The organism is Burkholderia sp. KCJ3K979, from assembly GCF_016759955.1.
In the GTDB taxonomy this organism is placed as follows: domain Bacteria; phylum Pseudomonadota; class Gammaproteobacteria; order Burkholderiales; family Burkholderiaceae; genus Burkholderia; species Burkholderia orbicola.
Window position 1 is genome coordinate 25,383 of the sequence record NZ_JACFYV010000039.1, and the last position, 16,299, is coordinate 41,681.

General features: G+C 67.6%; 13 protein-coding genes. 5 read left to right on the forward strand and 8 right to left on the reverse strand.

The genetic code is table 11. From position 1 onward, the window contains the following. Positions 1 to 80: 80 nt before the first annotated feature. The gene (locus H3O04_RS11890) at positions 81 to 4,106 is read right to left on the reverse strand and encodes a DUF3683 domain-containing protein (RefSeq protein ID WP_006477834.1); all 4,026 of its coding nucleotides are present in this window, start codon (positions 4,104 to 4,106) and stop codon (positions 81 to 83) included. Between the two features lie 598 nt (positions 4,107 to 4,704). Here H3O04_RS11890 and ilvA point away from each other — a divergent pair. Both ilvA and queF read left to right on the forward strand, forming a co-directional pair. Further along, positions 4,705 to 6,228 (forward strand): threonine ammonia-lyase, biosynthetic, encoded by a 1,524-nt coding sequence (gene ilvA, locus H3O04_RS11895; protein WP_027810296.1) that lies wholly within the window; start codon positions 4,705 to 4,707, stop codon positions 6,226 to 6,228. 12 nt (positions 6,229 to 6,240) lie between these two features. Continuing rightward, positions 6,241 to 7,071 (forward strand): NADPH-dependent 7-cyano-7-deazaguanine reductase QueF, encoded by an 831-nt coding sequence (gene queF, locus H3O04_RS11900; protein ID WP_011546193.1) that lies wholly within the window; start codon positions 6,241 to 6,243, stop codon positions 7,069 to 7,071. A 51-nt stretch (positions 7,072 to 7,122) separates the two neighbouring features. On the opposite strand, the gene H3O04_RS11905 is transcribed toward queF, so the two are convergent. The 4 genes from H3O04_RS11905 to H3O04_RS11920 all read right to left on the reverse strand — a co-directional run bounded on the left by H3O04_RS11905 (position 7,123) and on the right by H3O04_RS11920 (position 10,603). Continuing rightward, entirely contained in the window at positions 7,123 to 7,542 is a 420-nt protein-coding gene (locus H3O04_RS11905; RefSeq protein WP_202587745.1) for a bleomycin resistance protein, read from the reverse strand. A gap of 173 nt (positions 7,543 to 7,715) precedes the next feature. After that, a complete protein-coding gene (locus tag H3O04_RS11910) occupies positions 7,716 to 8,102 on the reverse strand; it encodes a RidA family protein (RefSeq protein WP_006477830.1) in 387 nt (128 codons plus the stop codon). Between the two features lie 78 nt (positions 8,103 to 8,180). Further along, positions 8,181 to 9,662, reverse strand: coding sequence for an N-acyl-D-amino-acid deacylase family protein (locus tag H3O04_RS11915; protein ID WP_202587746.1), 1,482 nt, complete (start codon positions 9,660 to 9,662; stop codon positions 8,181 to 8,183). A gap of 2 nt (positions 9,663 to 9,664) precedes the next feature. Next, the gene (locus H3O04_RS11920) at positions 9,665 to 10,603 is read right to left on the reverse strand and encodes a MurR/RpiR family transcriptional regulator (protein ID WP_011546196.1); all 939 of its coding nucleotides are present in this window, start codon (positions 10,601 to 10,603) and stop codon (positions 9,665 to 9,667) included. A gap of 119 nt (positions 10,604 to 10,722) precedes the next feature. Between H3O04_RS11920 and H3O04_RS11925 the strand changes: the two genes are divergently transcribed. Beyond that, on the forward strand, positions 10,723 to 12,003 hold the full coding sequence (locus H3O04_RS11925) for an amino acid deaminase (RefSeq protein ID WP_012329215.1): 1,281 nt from the start codon (positions 10,723 to 10,725) through the stop codon (positions 12,001 to 12,003). A gap of 157 nt (positions 12,004 to 12,160) precedes the next feature. Continuing rightward, on the forward strand, positions 12,161 to 12,742 hold the full coding sequence (locus H3O04_RS11930; RefSeq protein WP_006477826.1) for a DJ-1/PfpI family protein: 582 nt from the start codon (positions 12,161 to 12,163) through the stop codon (positions 12,740 to 12,742). Between the two features lie 68 nt (positions 12,743 to 12,810). On the opposite strand, the gene H3O04_RS11935 is transcribed toward H3O04_RS11930, so the two are convergent. After that, complete coding sequence (locus H3O04_RS11935; protein WP_011546198.1) at positions 12,811 to 13,257, reverse strand: MarR family winged helix-turn-helix transcriptional regulator; 447 nt, start codon at positions 13,255 to 13,257, stop codon at positions 12,811 to 12,813. A gap of 54 nt (positions 13,258 to 13,311) precedes the next feature. Continuing rightward, positions 13,312 to 14,907, reverse strand: a complete 1,596-nt coding sequence (locus tag H3O04_RS11940; RefSeq protein WP_202587747.1) for an MDR family MFS transporter — start codon at positions 14,905 to 14,907, stop codon at positions 13,312 to 13,314. 107 nt (positions 14,908 to 15,014) lie between these two features. On the opposite strand from H3O04_RS11940, the gene H3O04_RS11945 reads away from it, so the two are divergent. Further along, positions 15,015 to 15,857 carry an EcsC family protein gene (locus H3O04_RS11945; RefSeq protein ID WP_011546200.1) on the forward strand — a complete coding sequence of 281 codons (843 nt, stop codon included), beginning with the start codon at positions 15,015 to 15,017 and terminating at the stop codon, positions 15,855 to 15,857. Here H3O04_RS11945 and H3O04_RS11950 read toward each other — a convergent pair. Further along, positions 15,827 to 16,299 (reverse strand): alpha/beta hydrolase fold domain-containing protein (locus tag H3O04_RS11950; RefSeq protein WP_202587748.1); only part of this gene is annotated, 473 nt, incomplete at its 5' end. The two genes, H3O04_RS11945 and H3O04_RS11950, sit on opposite strands and share 31 nt — an antisense overlap.

The following is a 16,299-nucleotide window of genomic DNA, read 5'->3' on the forward strand; positions in this document are numbered from 1 at the left end:
GCTCCCATGTGGACAGGCGCCGGCATGGCATGCCGGCGCCCGCTCATTCCCGGCCCGGTCGGGCGGTCGTCATGCCCGCATTAGACCAGCACGCGCTCGATCCCGCCATGGTTCGCCCGTGCGACATAATCGGCCATCCAGTTCTCGCCGAGCACCTGGCGCGCGATTTCGACCACGATGTAGTCGGCTTCGAGGTTCGCGTCCTCGCTGTAGCGCGACAGGCCCTGCAGGCACGACGGACAGCTCGTCAGGATCTTCACGTCCGGGCCGTTCGCGGCCGCGGCGGCCGGCGCCGGCGCATCGCCCGCCACCACGGGAATCGCGCGCAGCTTCGCGGCGCCCTTGCGGATCTCCTCTTCCTTGCGGAAGCGGACCTGCGTGGAGATGTCCGGCCGCGTGACCGCCAGCGTGCCCGATTCGCCGCAGCAGCGATCGTTCTTCTCGATCTTGTAGCCGTCCTTTTCCGAACCCATCAGCTCGTTGACCAGCTTCACCGGGTCGATCGTCTTGATCGGCGTGTGGCACGGGTCGTGATACATGTAGCGCGTGCCCGTCACGCCATCGAGCTTCATCCCCTTCTCGAGCAGGAACTCGTGGATGTCGATGATCCGGCAGCCCGGGAAGATCTTGTCGAATTCGTAACCCGCGAGCTGGTCGTAGCAGGTGCCGCACGACACGACCACCGTCTTGATGTCGAGGTAGTTCAGCGTATTCGCGACACGGTGGAACAGCACGCGGTTGTCCGTGACGATCTTCTCGGCCTTGTCGTACTGGCCCGAGCCGCGCTGCGGATAGCCGCAGCACAGGTAGCCCGGCGGCAGCACCGTCTGCACGCCGGCTTCCCACAGCATCGCCTGCGTGGCCAGCCCGACCTGCGAGAACAGCCGCTCGGAGCCGCAGCCCGGGAAGTAGAACACCGCTTCCGAATCGACGGTCGTCGACTTCGGGTTGCGGATGATCGGCACGATCTTGTTGTCCTCGATGTCCAGCAGCGCGCGCGCCGTCTTCTTCGGCAGGTTGCCCGGCATCTTCTTGTTGACGAAGTGGATCACCTGCTCGACCGCCGGCGGCTTGCCGGTCGTCGCGGGCGGGTGCTGCGTCTGCTTCGTCACGACCTTCTTCAGCATGTCGTTCGCGAAGCGCTGCACCTTGTAGCCGACGCCCATCATCACGCCGCGTGCGAGGTTGATCGTCTGCGGATTGGTCGCGTTCAGGAAGAACATGCCCGCCGCATTGCCGGCGTTGAATTTCTTCTTGCCCATCTTGCGCAACAGGTTGCGCATGTTCATCGTGACGTCGCCGAAGTCGATCTTCACCGGGCATGGCGTCGCGCACTTGTGGCACACCGTGCAGTGGTCGGCCACGTCGTTGAACTCGTCCCAGTGCTTGATCGACACGCCGCGGCGCGTCTGCTCTTCGTACAGGAACGCCTCGACCAAGAGCGACGTCGCGAGAATCTTGTTGCGCGGGCTGTACAGCAGGTTCGCGCGCGGCACGTGGGTCGCGCACACCGGCTTGCACTTGCCGCAGCGCAGGCAGTCCTTCACCGAATCGGCGATCGCGCCGATGTCGGACTGCTGCATGATCAGCGATTCATAGCCCATCAGCCCGAAGCTGGGCGTGTACGCGTTGCGCAGGTCGGCGCCGTCGAGCAGCTTGCCCTTGTTGAAGCGGCCGTTCGGGTCGACGCGCTGCTTGTACGCGCGGAATTCGGCGATCTCGTCGTCGGTCAGGAATTCGAGCTTCGTGATGCCGATCCCGTGTTCGCCGGAAATCACGCCGTCGAGCGAGCGCGCGAGCGTCATGATGCGGGCGACCGACGCGTGCGCGTCCTGCAGCATCTCGTAGTTGTCGGAGTTGACCGGGATGTTGGTGTGGACGTTGCCGTCGCCCGCGTGCATGTGCAGCGCGACGAACACGCGGCCGCGCAGCACGCGCTTGTGGATCGCCTGCGCCTCGTCGAGGATCTGCTTGAACGCGCCGCCGTTGAAGATCGCGCGCAGCTCCGCGCGGATCTCCTGCTTCCACGAGATGCGGACCGTGCGGTCCTGCGTGATGTGGAACACGGTCGCGCCCGGCTGCTCGTCCGCGCGATCCGCGAACTTCTCGGCGAGCGCCTCGTAGCCGAGCTGCACCAGGTAGTGCTGCGCCTCGCGCAGCGGCTGGTCGAGCCGGTCGCGCACGAATTCCCAGCGCGCGCGCACGCGCTTGAGCAGTTCCAGCGCCTGCTGCACACGGTCTTCCAGCAGTTCGGCGCTCGGGATCTCGTTCGCGTCGTCGGTCTTGCCGAGCGGCAGGTTGCCGCCGCGGAAGAACGCTTCGAGCGCATCCACCAGTTGCAGCTTGTTCTTCAGCGACAGCTCGATGTTGATCCGCTCGATGCCGTCGGTGTACTCGCCCATCCGGTTCAGCGGGATGACGACGTCCTCGTTGATCTTGAACGCGTTCGTGTGCTTCGCGATCGCGGCCGTGCGACTGCGGTCGAGCCAGAAGCGCTTGCGCGCCTCCGCGCTGACCGCGACGAAGCCTTCGCCGCTCTTGCCGTTCGCCATCCGGATCACTTCGGACGTCGCCTGTGCGACCGCGTCGGCGTCATCGCCGACGATGTCACCGATCAGCACCATCTTCGGAAACGCATTGCGCTTGCTCTTGGTCGCGTAGCCGACCGCGCGCAGGTAGCGCTCGTCGAGGTGCTCGAGGCCCGCGAGGATCGCGCCGCCCTGCTTCGACGTCTCGAACAGGTAGTCCTTGATCTCGACGATGCTCGGGATCGCCTCGCGCGCCTGGCCGAAGAATTCGAGGCAGACGGTGCGCGTGTGCGCGGGCATCTTGTGCAGCACCCAGCGCGCGGACGTGATGAGCCCGTCGCAGCCTTCCTTCTGCACGCCCGGCAGGCCGGCGAGGAACTTGTCGGTGACGTCCTTGCCGAGCCCTTCCTTGCGGAACCGGCGGCCTTCGATCTCGAGCATTTCAGTGCGCAGCAGCTTCTCGCCGGGCGCGTACGCGCCGTCGAACCACTTCAGCTCGAAGCGCGCGACCGCGATGTCGTGGATCTTGCCCTGGTTGTGCTCGTGGCGCGTGACTTCGAGCCAGTTGCCGTCCGGGTCGACCATTCGCCACCAGGCCAGGTTGTCGAGCGCGGTGCCCCACAGCACGGCCTTCTTGCCGCCCGCGTTCATCGCGACGTTACCGCCGATGCACGATGCGTCGAGCGAGGTCGGATCGACCGCGAACACGTAGCCGGCCGCTTCCGCCGCCTCGGTCACGCGGCGCGTGACGACGCCTGCGCCGGAGAAGATCGTCGGCACCTTGTGCGCGACGCCCGGCAGCTCGGTCAGTTCGACCGCGCCGAGCTGTTCGAGCTTTTCGGTGTTGATCACCGCGGAGAACGGCGTGAGCGGCACCGCGCCGCCCGTGTAGCCGGTGCCGCCGCCGCGCGGGATCACGGTCAGGCCGAGCTCGAAGCACGCCTTGATCAGGCCGGCGATCTCGGCTTCGGTGTCGGGCGTCAGCACGACGAACGGGTATTCGACGCGCCAGTCGGTCGCGTCGGTCACGTGCGACACGCGCGACAGCCCGTCGAAGCGGATGTTGTCCTTCTGCGTGCAGCGGCCGAGCGCCTTGGTCGCGCGGCGGCGCAGGTCTGCCATCTTGTCGAATTCGTCCGCGAACTCGTTGACCGCGCGCTGCGCGGCGGTTTCGAGCATCTCGACGCGCGACGCGCGCTCGCGGCCGGCGTCGTCGCGGTGCTCGGTGAGATCGGCGCTGCGGCGCTTGCCGATCTCGGTCAGGCGGTGGTTCAGCGCCTCGATCAGCAGCGCGCGGCGCTTCGGGTTGTCGAGCAGGTCGTCCTGCAGATACGGGTTGCGACGCACGACCCAGATGTCACCGAGCACTTCGTACAGCATCCGTGCCGAGCGGCCCGTGCGGCGCTCGGCACGCAGTTCGTCGAGCACCGACCACGCCTCTTCGCCGAGCAGGCGGATCACGATCTCGCGATCCGAGAAGGACGTGTAGTTGTAGGGAATCTCGCGCAAGCGGGGCGCGGGGTCGGCGGCGACGGCGGCGGCCGCGCCATGCGGATCGAAAACTTGTGGTGCGTTCATGTTCGGACGACTCGGAGGGCCGATACACCGTGCACGGGCGTCGGCAAGCGCGTAGGCGCAATCTTGGGGAAATCTGTTCTGTTACCAGGCGCGCGGCTGTCCTTCATGGGGCCGGAGCGGGCGACTCGCCCCTCCTGGCCGGCGACAGGGCCTGGCGGCACTCGGAATCATCAGCACGATCGCGCGCGGCGCGCATGCCGTTCGGCCGCGGGGCTGGCTGCGCGCGGCGTCGGCTTCAACGGTGCGATCCGAGGGTGCCTCTGCATCTTCCGAATCCTTGATTCAAAACGGAATTCTAACCCATGATCGGCCCGCCCGTGGCACGCCGGACAGGTCGTGGGGCTATCGCCGTGAGCCGCGCCGGGCGGGGCTCGGCGCGATTTCATGTGATCATTCGCCGTCCGTCCGGTCGGTAACCATGCGGTTAAACCGGTAAAGTGCGCCGGTAAAAGGCGGCGCCCGACGGCGCGAATGCCCTGTCCGCCCGCGCACGCGAGCGCTCACAGCCGCCCGCCCGGCATGCCGCTTGCGTGCGGGCGGACCCTTGGCGCTATCATTGACCCTTTACCGTCTGCATCCGCACTGCCCGCGAGCGCCCATGGCATCCCACGATTACCTGAAGAAAATCCTCACCGCGCGCGTCTACGACGTCGCGATCGAGACGGAACTCGAACCGGCCCGTAACCTGTCGGCCCGGCTGCGCAACGCCGTTTACCTGAAGCGCGAGGACAACCAGCCGGTGTTCTCGTTCAAGCTGCGCGGCGCGTACAACAAGATGGCGCACATTCCGGTGGACGCGCTCGCGCGCGGCGTGATTACCGCGTCGGCCGGCAACCACGCGCAGGGCGTTGCGTTCTCGGCGGCCCGGATGGGCGTCAAGGCCGTGATCGTCGTACCGGTCACGACGCCGCAGGTGAAGGTCGACGCGGTGCGCGCGCACGGCGGCCCGAGCGTCGAGGTGATCCAGGCGGGCGAATCGTACAGCGATGCGTACGCGCACGCAGTCAAGGTCCAGCAGGAGCGCGACCTCACATTCGTCCACCCGTTCGACGATCCGTACGTGATCGCCGGTCAGGGCACGATCGCGATGGAGATCCTGCGCCAGCACCAGGGCCCGATCCACGCGATCTTCGTGCCGATCGGCGGCGGCGGGCTCGCGTCCGGCGTCGCCGCGTACGTGAAGGCGGTGCGCCCGGAGATCAAGGTGATCGGCGTGCAGGCCGAGGACTCGTGCGCGATGGCGCAGTCGCTGGACGCGGGCGAGCGCGTCGAGCTGAGCGAAGTCGGCCTGTTCGCGGACGGCACCGCGGTGAAGCTCGTCGGCGAGGAAACCTTCCGGCTGTGCCGCGAATTCCTCGACGGCGTCGTGACGGTCAACACCGACGCACTGTGCGCGGCGATCAAGGACGTGTTCCAGGACACGCGCAGCGTGCTCGAGCCGTCCGGCGCGCTCGCGGTCGCGGGCGCGAAGCTGTATGCGGAACGCGAAGGCATCGAGAACCAGACGCTCGTCGCGGTCACGTCCGGCGCGAACATGAACTTCGACCGGATGCGGTTCGTCGCCGAGCGCGCCGAGGTCGGCGAAGCACGGGAAGCCGTGTTCGCGGTCACGATCCCCGAGGAACGCGGCAGCTTCAAGCGCTTCTGCTCGCTCGTCGGCGATCGCAACGTCACCGAGTTCAACTACCGGATCGCCGACGAGAAGTCCGCGCACATCTTCGTCGGCGTGCAGATCAAGCGCCGCGGCGAATCGGCGGAGATCGCCGCGAACTTCGAGTCGCACGGCTTCAAGAGCGTCGACCTGACGCACGACGAGCTGTCGAAGGAACACATCCGCTACATGGTCGGCGGCCGCTCGCCGCTCGCGCTCGACGAGCGCCTGTTCCGCTTCGAATTCCCGGAACGGCCGGGCGCGCTGATGAAGTTCCTGTCGTCGATGGCGCCGGACTGGAACATTAGCCTGTTCCACTACCGTAACCAGGGCGCGGACTACAGCTCGATCCTCGTCGGGCTGCAGGTGCCGCAGGCCGATCGCGCCGAATTCGAACGCTTCCTCGCGGCGCTCGGCTATCCGTATGTCGAAGAGAGCGCCAACCCGGCTTACCGCCTCTTCCTGTCGTAAAGGCTTCGTGCAATGAATCCCGAACATTCCCCGCTCGGCAAGGCCACCGTCTACGCGGCGCAGTACGACGCGTCGCTGCTGTTCCCGATCCCGCGCGCCGGCGCGCGCGAGCAGCTCGGCATCACGTCGGCGCTGCCGTTCTTCGGCACCGACATCTGGAACGCGTACGAGCTGTCGTGGCTCAACGCGCGCGGCAAGCCGCAGGTCGCGATCGCGACGTTCTACGTGCCGGCCGAATCGCCGAACATCGTCGAATCGAAGTCGTTCAAGCTGTATCTCGGCTCGTTCGCGCAGTCGAAGTTCGACTCGGTCGATGCGGTGCGCGACGTGCTGAAGCGCGACGTGTCGGCCGCGTGCGGCGCGAGCGTGTCGGTCCAGCTGGTGTCGCCGCACGATTTCGCCAAGCTCGAGATGGACGAGCTCGACGGACTGTCGCTCGACCGGCTCGACCTCGACACCGACGTGTACGAACCCGATCCGTCGCTGCTGTCGGCGGCCGACGGCGAGAACGAAGCGCCGGTCGAGGAGACGCTCGTGTCCGACCTGCTGCGCTCGAACTGCCCGGTCACGGGCCAGCCCGACTGGGGCAGCGTGCAGATCCACTACGTCGGGCCGCAGATCGACCACGCGGGCCTGCTGCGCTACATCATCTCGTTCCGCAATCACACGGGCTTTCACGAGCAGTGCGTCGAGCGGATCTTCCTCGACATCCTGCATGCGTGCAAACCGGTGAAGCTCGCGGTGTACGCGCGCTATACGCGCCGCGGCGGGCTCGACATCAACCCGTTCCGCACGAATTACAACCAGCCGATGCCGGACAACGCGCGGACGGCGCGGCAGTGAAACCCGCCGGCGACCGTTCGCCCGCCCCTTCCGGGCGGCGGACGGCCCGGTTCATCCTTGCACCGGGCGCTCCGGGAGAATTTCCACCAGGCGCAGCAGGTAGCCGTCGGGGTCTTGCACCAGCATCTCGATCTGGCCGTGTTCGATGTCGTCCTGCCGATACCAGGAGGTTCGGGGGTCGGTGAACAGCGCCACGCCCGCGGCGACGATCCGGTCATGAATCGGGCCGATCGCATCGACCTCGATCTGCAGGTTGATTCCCCGCCCGAACGGCGGCTCCATCGCGCCCGTCAGCCAGCTTTCCGGGCTCTGCTGCTCGAGCATCAGCTGAGCCCCTCCGAGCTCGAGGTACGCGAATCCGTCTTCCGGACGCTCGAAGCGAATCCGGAAACCCAGCACGTCACGATAGAAGCGCACGCTTCCGGCAAGGTCCGAGCAGATCAGCTCCGGCACCAGTGCAGCCCATTCCATACATGTCCTTTCAGTCGTTCGGACAGCACGTTACACGAACGGGCTGAATGCGTTGCAACGGTTGCAGCCGCGTGACGGCGTCGAGTCCGTCGGACCGCGCCCGGAAAATGACAAAACGGGCCCGGTGCTGTTCACACCGGGCCCGTTGCGCGTATCGACTCGCCGCGGCCGCGTTACTTCACCGGCGGCTTGTACGCGATGCAATCGACCTCGACCTTGCAGTCGATGACCATGCTCGACTGCACGCACGCGCGTGCCGGCGGATGCTCGCCGAAGTACGACACGAACACCTTGTTGAACGACGCGAAATCGCGCGCGTCGTCGAGCCACACGCCGCAGCGCACGACGTGCTCGAGTCCGTAGCCGGCTTCCTTCAGGATCGCGATCACGTTCTCGATCGTCTGCTTCGACTGCGTGACGATCCCGCCTTCGACGACCTCGCCGTTTACCATCGGCGTCTGGCCCGACACGTACAGCCAGCCGTCGGCCTCGACCGCCCGTGCAAACGGCATCACCTGGCCGCCCGTGCCCTTCGCTTCGCCTACGCCATATCGCTTCATCGTTTCACTCCTCACATTTCGGTTACGGATGCGCGCGCCGGCTTGGGCACGCGCGGAAGATCGGAACACCTGCCGCGTTCAGAACGCCGCATCGGCACTCGCCGGCACGCGCTCGCCGCGCGCGACGAAACCGCCGGCGCGCTCGCCGGTCGGCTGGCCGTTTTCGTATGTCAGCACGCCGTTCACCCACACCGCGTCGATCCCGTGCGCGGGCTGTTGCGGCTTCTCGAACGTCGCGGCGTCGATCACGCTCGCCGGATCGAACAGCACGAGATCCGCGTGGTAACCGACATGCACTTCGCCTCGCTTCGGGATGCCATAGCGACGCGCGGACAGCGACGTCATCTTGCGGATCGCCTCCTCGAGCGGCAACAGGTTGGTGTCGCGCACGTAATGGCCGAGCACGCGCGGGAACGCGCCCCACAGCCGCGGGTGCGGCAGCGGATCGTTCGGCAGGCCGTCGGAGCCGACCATCGTCGCCGGATGCGACAGGATCCGACGCACGTCGTCCTCGGACATGTTGTGGTACACGGCGCCCGCGGGGCGAATGCGCTGCGCGGCTTCTTGCTCGGTCATGCCCCAGTCGGCCGCGATCGCCTTCAGCAGCTTGCCCGCGACTTCCGGGTGCGGCTCCGACCACGTGATCGTGATGTCGATGTCGCCCGTCACCTGCTTCAGGTCGAGCGTCGACGAACTGCGGCTGTACGGATAGCAGTCGCAGCCGACCGGCTGGTAACGTCGCGCGCCGTCGAGCGACGCGAGCACCTCGGTGCTGCGCCCCCAGTTCGACGGGCCCGCGCACTTCAGGTGCGAGATCACGACCGGCACCTGCGCGTGGCGGCCGACGCGGTAAGCCTCGTCCATCGCGTCGAGGATCGCGTCGAACTCGGTACGCATGTGCGTGGTGTACAGCGCACCGGATTGGGCGAGCGGCTCGGCGAGCGCCATCACTTCCTCGGGCGGCGCCGCGAACGCGGAGCCGTACGCAAGGCCCGACGACAAGCCGAGCGCGCCGTTCGCGAGCGCCTCCTCGAGCTGCGCGCGCATGCCGGCGATCTCGCCGTCGGTCGCCGCGCGGTCGAGGCGGTCCATCTGGTTGTTGCGCAGCGCCGTATGGCCGACGAGCGCCGCGACGTTCACGGCCGGGCGCGCGTCGTTGACGGCCGCGACGTAAGCGGCGAAGCTCGGGTACTGGAACGCGCCGCGCTCGCCGAGCAGGTTCATCGGATCGGGCGGGTCGCCGGCGAGCGTCACCGGCGATGCGCTGATTCCGCAGTTGCCGACGATCACGGTCGTCACGCCCTGCGAGATCTTCGGGATCATCTCCGGCGCACGGATCACGTGCGTGTCGTCGTGCGTGTGCACGTCGACGAAGCCCGGCGCGAGCGCCCGGCCGTTCGCGTCGACGACGTGCTCCGCGAGCCAGTTCGACAGATTGCCGATCGCCGCGATCAGGCCGTTGCGGATCGCGACGTCGCGCGTGACGGGCGGCGCGCCGGTGCCGTCGTACAACTGCGCGCCGACGATCAGCGTATCGGCCGCTTCGGGATACGAATGCATGGTCAGTCTCCTACCGGTTGACGGTCGCCGCCGCCGCGGTGCGCGTCGAGCGCGTGTTTGATGCGGCGCAGCGATTCCCGGCCCGCATCGCCGAGCCGCAATGCGACGCCGGTGACGAGCACGTCGATCGCCATCATCATCGCGTAGCGCGAGGTCGACGGCTTGTAAATGAAATCGGTTTCGAACGCGACGACCGGGATCAGGTGGTCGGCGAGCTTCGCGAGCGGCGACGCCGGCGCGGTGATCGCGATCAGCTTCGCGCCGTAGCGCTTCGCGAGCCGGCAGCTCTCGAGCAGCTCGGGCACGCGCCCGCTCACCGACAACGCGACGACGACGGTGTCGCCCGACAGCGTCGCGGCCACCATCCGTTGCAGCAGGCTGTCCTGGTAGCTCGCGACCGGCCGGCCGAAACGCACGAGCCGGAAGCGCAGCTCGTCGGCCAGCGCGGTCGAGCCGCCGCCCTGCCCGTACACGTACGTCATCTTCGCGCCGGCGAGCAGGTCGGCCGCCGCGTCGAACGACGTGTTGCGCAGCAACTGGTGGTTGTGCGCGAGCGCCACGCGAATCTCGTCGTAGACCATCGATGCGGGGCTCGCGTCGTCGGCCGGCGCGTCGTCGGACGGCACCAGGAAACGCTGACCGACGGCCGCCGCCTGCGCGACGAGCACCTTCAGTTCGCGCACGTCGCGGCAGCCGACGGCCTTCGCGAAACGCGTGACCGTCGCGACGCTGACCTCCGCGTCGCGCGCGAGCGCGCCGATGCTCGCATGCGCGGCGCGCGCCAGATCGGCGAGGATGAACGCGGCAACCTTGCGCTCGGCTTCGCGCAGCTCGGGCGCGCATTCGGCGATCCGCGCGACGATGTCGAGGACCGGCGGGGCGGCCTGAGCCGGATGCGGCTCGGCGGCAGGCGGAGCGGACGGGGAAGCGGACGTATTCATCGGCGGAAAAGGGTGTGAAGCGGGATGTTATTAAATAACATCACCGCGCCGATGCTACTTTCTGTACCATCTGCATGTCAACTTCAGTGCAATGCATAGTGATGATGGAGCGGGATGACATGAAAGTTACAAACTATCAGGAAGCGACGATCGATCCGTTCGGCAAGGGCCTGGGCAATCTGCCGAGCGCGAGCGTGCCGCTCGGCGACGCGAGCCGGCTCGAATGGAATCTGCTCGCGGAAGACGTCAGCCTGCCGGCCGCCGTGCTTTACGAGGATCGCGTCGAGCACAACCTGAACTGGATGCAGGCGTTCGTGCAGAAATACGGTGTCAAGTTCGCGCCGCACGGCAAGACGACGATGGCGCCGCAACTGTTCCGCCGCCAGCTCGACGCCGGCGCGTGGGGCATCACGCTCGCGACCGCACACCAGACGCAGGCCGCGTATCACGGCGGCGTGCGCCGCGTGCTGCTCGCGAACCAGCTGGTCGGCCGCCAGAACATGACGATCATCGCGGGGCTGCTGTCCGATCCCGATTTCGAATTCTTCTGTCTCGTCGATTCCGCGGAGAGCGTCGACCAGCTCGGCCGCTTCTTCGGCGCCGCGAAGAAATCGCTGAACGTGCTGATCGAGCTCGGCGTGCCGGGCGGTCGCGCGGGCGTGCGCGATGCCGCGCAGCGCGAGGCCGTGCTGGCCGCGATCGCGCGCTATCCGGACACGCTGAAGCTGGCCGGCATCGAGCTCTATGAAGGCGTGCTGAAGGAGGAAGGCGAGATCCGCGCGTTCCTGCAGCAGGCGGTCGCGCTCACGCGCGAGCTGGCCGAAGCCGGCCGCTTCGCGCGCACGCCGGCGATCCTGTCCGGCGCCGGTTCGGCGTGGTACGACGTGGTCGCGGAAGAATTCAGGAAGGCGTCCGACGCGGGCTTCGCGGAAGTCGTGCTACGTCCGGGCTGCTACCTGACGCACGACGTCGGCATCTACAAGAAGGCGCAGACCGACGTGTTCGCGCGCAACCCGATCGCCCGCTCGATGGGCGAAGGGCTGCTGCCGGCGCTGCAGCTGTGGGCGTACGTGCAGTCGGTGCCGGAAGCCGACCGTGCGATCGTCGCGCTCGGCAAGCGCGACGCGGCGTTCGACGCGGGCCTGCCCGAGCCGGCGCGCCACTTCCGCCCGGGCCGCGACACCGCGCCGCGCGACGTCGCCGCCGCCGAAGGCTGGGCCGTCACCGGGATGATGGACCAGCACGCATACCTGCAGATCCCGCCGGGCGCGGACGTGAAGGTCGGCGACATGGTCGCGTTCGACATCTCGCACCCGTGCCTGACGTTCGACAAGTGGCGCCAGGTGCTCGTGCTCGATCCGCAGTTCCGCGTGACGGAAGTCGTCGAAACCTTCTTCTGACGCCCGCCGCGCGCGGCGCCGCCCTGCCGCTCGCGCGGGGCGGCCGTCACGCGCGCTTCAATCTGCCGGAGTACACTGCGCTTTCGTCCTCGGGGCCCGTCGCGGCCGTCATGCACGGCGCGACCGGGCCTTCAACGCTGCTTCACTGGAGAAAGCCATGGCCGCGAAGAAGATCCTGTTCCTGACCGGCGATTTCGCCGAAGACTACGAAACGATGGTGCCGTTCCAGGCGCTGCAGGCCGTCGGCCACCACGTCGATGCAGTCTGCCCCGGCAAGCGCGCGGGCGACAAGATCAAGACCGCGATCCACGATTTCGAGGGCGACCAGACCTACACCGAGAAGCCCGGCCACAATTTCACGCTGAACGCGGCGTTCGACGACGTCGATGCGGCGCGCTACGACGCGCTCGCGATCGCGGGCGGCCGTGCGCCCGAATATCTGCGACTCGATCCGAAGGTGATTTCGCTCGTGCGCGAGTTCGCCGAAGCCGGCAAGCCGATCGCGGCGATCTGCCACGCGGCGCAACTGCTCGCGGCCGCCGACGTGATCCGCGGCAAGCGCATTTCGGCCTACCCGGCCTGTGCGCCGGAGGTGAAGCTCGCGGGCGGCGAATACGCGGACATCCCGGTCGACGCGGCCGTGACCGACGCGCCGTTCGTCACCGCGCCCGCGTGGCCCGCGCATCCGGCCTGGCTCGCGCAGTTCCTCGCGCTGCTCGGCACGCGCATCGAGCTGTAAACCTGCACCCACTCGGAATGAAACGAAGCGATGGCCGGCGGCGCTGACGTGCCGCCCGGCTCCGCACGTCAACGCGCGGCTGGCGTCGACCCGACGTCCGCGATCCGCGATTCCAGCATCGCGAGCGCGCCCGACAGCGCATTCAGCACGTCGTCCGGCAACTGCGCCATCGTCTGTTCGAGAAACGCCTTGCGGCGCGGCAGGCACGCGTCGAACGCCGCGCGGCCGGCGTCCGTCAGCGTGACGTTGGTCACGCGGTTGTCGCGCGCGTCCGATGCACGCTCGATCCAGCCGAGCGCGTCGAGCGACTTCAACTGGCGCGTGAGCGCGCCCGGATCGATGCGCAGCACTTCGACGAGCTTCTTCTGCGACGCATGACCGTCCATCGTGTGCAGCGCGACCATGATGCGCCAGCGCGGCATCGGCTGCCCGACGTGCGCTTCGAACGCGGTCATGAAGGCGCGATACGTGCGTCCGAATTGCTGCAAGATCGCGACGCGGTCCTGTTCTTCCATGCGCTGATTTCGTTCCGGTGAATCGTTGAGTCGTCGAATCGCTCGCCCGATCGGTCAATCGGCCGCGACGTGCGGTTCGATCTTGCGCCGCAGCGCGATCGGCGGCACGCGACGGCACTGCCACACCGACACCACGGCGACGACGGCCGCCATCGCGACACCCAGGTGAATCGCGCCGACCAGCGATTCGCGGGCCGCTTCCAGCAGCAGCGCGCCATTATGCCCGGCACGCGTCAACTCCGCGACGAGACCGCCCTGCGCCGCGCGATCGATCAGGATCTGCGGATCGGCGAGCCGCGCGTGCCACTGCATCGCGTGGTCGCCCGACAGCGCGTCGCGCACGCCGCCCGAATACATCTGGTTGACGAGCGTGCCGGTGAGCGCGGTGCCGAGCATCCCGCCGACCATCCGCAGCGACTGCAACAGCGCCGTGGCGATGCCGAGATGCTCGCGGCCGGCCGTCTGCTGCGCGAACACGGTGAGGTTCGGCAGCACGAAGCCGAGCCCGATGCCGCCCGCGACCATCAGCGCCATCAGCATCCAGGTCGGCGTCGTGTGGGTCGACACGACGACGCCCGCGCACGCGATGGCGAACAGCACGAAGCCGACGTGCAGCATCGTGTTCGGATGGCGAATGCGCGTGACGACGCGGCCGTTCATGATGCTGCCGATCGTGATGAACACGACGAGCGGCGTGATCACGAGCCCGGCCTCTCTCGGCGACATCCCGAAGCCGCCCTGGAACAGCAACGGCGCGTAGAACAGGAGCGAGAACATCGAGAAACCGGCGAGGATCGCGAGCACGAAGAGGGCCGACAGCGCGCGGTTGCCGAACATGTCGAACGGCAGAATCGGCTGCGCGCAGCGCTTTTCCCAGTGCCACAGGCCGATGCCCGCCGCGACCGCGACGACGAGCAGCAGCGACGCCCAGCTCGCGACGCCGTACTTCGGCAGCCATTCGACGAACAGTTGCAGCGCACCGAGCGACAGCGCGATCAACAGCGCGCCCGGCCAGTCGAGCCGCATCTTGCGGTCGTGCTCGACGTGGCGCAGGTGCGGCAGGTAGCGCCACACGAAGAACAGCGACAGGATGCCGATCGGCAGGTTCACATAGAACACCGAGCGCCAGCCGAACGACTGGGTCAGCACGCCGCCGAGCGACGGGCCGACCGCGTTCGCGATACCGAACGCCGAACTCATCAGCACCTGCCAGCGCAGCCGCACGACGGAATCGGGAAACAGATCGGGAATGCACGCGAACGCGGTGCCGACCAGCATCCCGCCGCCGATTCCCTGCAGCCCGCGCGCGAGCACGAGATACAGCATGTCGTTGGCCATCCCGCACAGCACCGACGCGCCGGTAAACACGACGATCGACGCGATCACGAACGGCCTGCGGCCGTAATAGTCGCCGAGCCGGCCGAAGATCGGCACCGTGATCACGGAACTGAGCAGGTACGAGGTCGCGACCCACGCGTACAGGTCGAAGCCGCGGAGTTCGGCGACGATGGTCGGCAGCGCGGTGCCGACGACCGTCTGGTCCAGCGCGACCAGCATGGTGACGAACGAGATCCCGATCATCGCGAGCAGCGATTCGCGGAACGGCAGGACTTGCCCGCTCGAATGGTGGGCGGCGGTATGAACGGCCATTTTTTGTCGATGCAACTTTTGCCGGGTCAAATAATCTCAAAATTCTAGCATGCCGGAGTAATCTAGGCTGACGATAGGTTCAGGGCCTGTTCAGGCCAAGGAGAAAGATGGAACCGATTTCAATCACCCCTGCGACGGCGCTTTCGCCGGAGGATCGGGACGCGCTGCGGCGCGCGAAGCAGGTGCTGGAAAGCCCGTCGCTGACGATGAAGCTGACGGGCGTGCTCGGCGCGCCGGTCGAGAAAATGATCGCGCGGCTGCCGGACTTCGCGACCGGCAAGATCAACGACGCGACGCAGCTCGCGCTGCGCAAGTGCCTGAACATCGCGCTGCGCACGCTCGGCAAGCCACAGGCGCCGGACGCCGAGCCTGAAAAGCCCAGCAACCTGCTGCACAAGCTCGCGGTCGCGACGACCGGCGCGGCGGGCGGCGCGTTCGGCTTTCTCGCGCTGCCGGTCGAGCTGCCGGTCACGACCACGCTGATCTTCCGCTCGGTGTGCGACATCGCGCGCAGCGAGGGCGAGGACCTGACGTCGGTCGATACGCAGCTGCAATGCCTGGCCGTGCTGGGCATGGGCGGCAACCCGGACAAGCAGGAGGAAGACGCCGATCTCGGCTATTTCGTGCTGCGCGGCGCGCTCGCGCAGGCGATCTCGAAGGCGTCGTCGGACATCACCGCGAAAGGCATCGCCGCGCACAGCTCGGCGGCTGTCTTCAAGCTCGTGCAGACGGTGGCGTCGCGCTTCTCGGTGCAGGTGACCGAGCAGATGGCCGCGAAGTCGATCCCGGCGATCGGCGCCGTGCTCGGCGCGACCGTCAACACGCTGTTCATCGACCACTTCCAGCAGATGGCGCACGGCCACTTCACCGTGCGCCGGCTCGAACGCAAGTACGGCTCGGTGGCCGTCCAGGCCGCCTATCAGGCCATCGACGCCTCGCCCGCGCGCTGAACCGCACGTTCGACCGCGACGCGGCGCAGGAACGCGGCCGCGCGGTCGAGCGCGTCGCGCGCTTCCGGCACCATCGGCGCGTACAGTTGCCACACGTGCGGCATGTCGGGCCACACCTCAATTTCAACCTGAACGCCGGCCGCCTTTGCCTTCTCGGCGACGCGGCGCGAATCGTCGAGCAGCACCTCGGTGCTGCCGACCTGGATATACAGCGGCGGCAGGCCCGTGAAATCGGCGTAGAACGGCGACGCGTACGGATGCGTCGCCGGCGCGTCGCCGAGATACAGCTTCGCCGCCTTCGGCAGCGCCGCGGCCGCGAACATCGGGTCGACGCCGTCGTTGCTGCGCATCGTGCCGCCGGTGCCGGCCAGGTCCGTCCACGGCGAGAACAGGATCGCGCCGGCCGGCAGCGGCTCGCCGCGATCACGCAGCGCGACGAGCG

Excerpts from the sequence above, each read along its gene's own strand:
- ilvA (WP_027810296.1), top strand. The coding sequence starts at position 4,705 with ATGGCATCCCACGATTACCTGAAGAAAATCCTCACCGCGCGCGTCTAC.
- H3O04_RS11925 (WP_012329215.1), top strand. The coding sequence starts at position 10,723 with ATGAAAGTTACAAACTATCAGGAAGCGACGATCGATCCGTTCGGCAAG.
- H3O04_RS11890 (WP_006477834.1), bottom strand. The coding sequence starts at position 4,106 with ATGAACGCACCACAAGTTTTCGATCCGCATGGCGCGGCCGCCGCCGTC.
- H3O04_RS11920 (WP_011546196.1), bottom strand. The coding sequence starts at position 10,603 with ATGAATACGTCCGCTTCCCCGTCCGCTCCGCCTGCCGCCGAGCCGCAT.
- H3O04_RS11940 (WP_202587747.1), bottom strand. The coding sequence starts at position 14,907 with ATGGCCGTTCATACCGCCGCCCACCATTCGAGCGGGCAAGTCCTGCCG.
- H3O04_RS11935 (WP_011546198.1), bottom strand. The coding sequence starts at position 13,257 with ATGGAAGAACAGGACCGCGTCGCGATCTTGCAGCAATTCGGACGCACG.
- H3O04_RS11945 (WP_011546200.1), top strand. The coding sequence starts at position 15,015 with ATGGAACCGATTTCAATCACCCCTGCGACGGCGCTTTCGCCGGAGGAT.
- H3O04_RS11915 (WP_202587746.1), bottom strand. The coding sequence starts at position 9,662 with ATGCATTCGTATCCCGAAGCGGCCGATACGCTGATCGTCGGCGCGCAG.
- queF (WP_011546193.1), top strand. The coding sequence starts at position 6,241 with ATGAATCCCGAACATTCCCCGCTCGGCAAGGCCACCGTCTACGCGGCG.
- H3O04_RS11930 (WP_006477826.1), top strand. The coding sequence starts at position 12,161 with ATGGCCGCGAAGAAGATCCTGTTCCTGACCGGCGATTTCGCCGAAGAC.
- H3O04_RS11910 (WP_006477830.1), bottom strand. The coding sequence starts at position 8,102 with ATGAAGCGATATGGCGTAGGCGAAGCGAAGGGCACGGGCGGCCAGGTG.
- H3O04_RS11905 (WP_202587745.1), bottom strand. The coding sequence starts at position 7,542 with ATGGAATGGGCTGCACTGGTGCCGGAGCTGATCTGCTCGGACCTTGCC.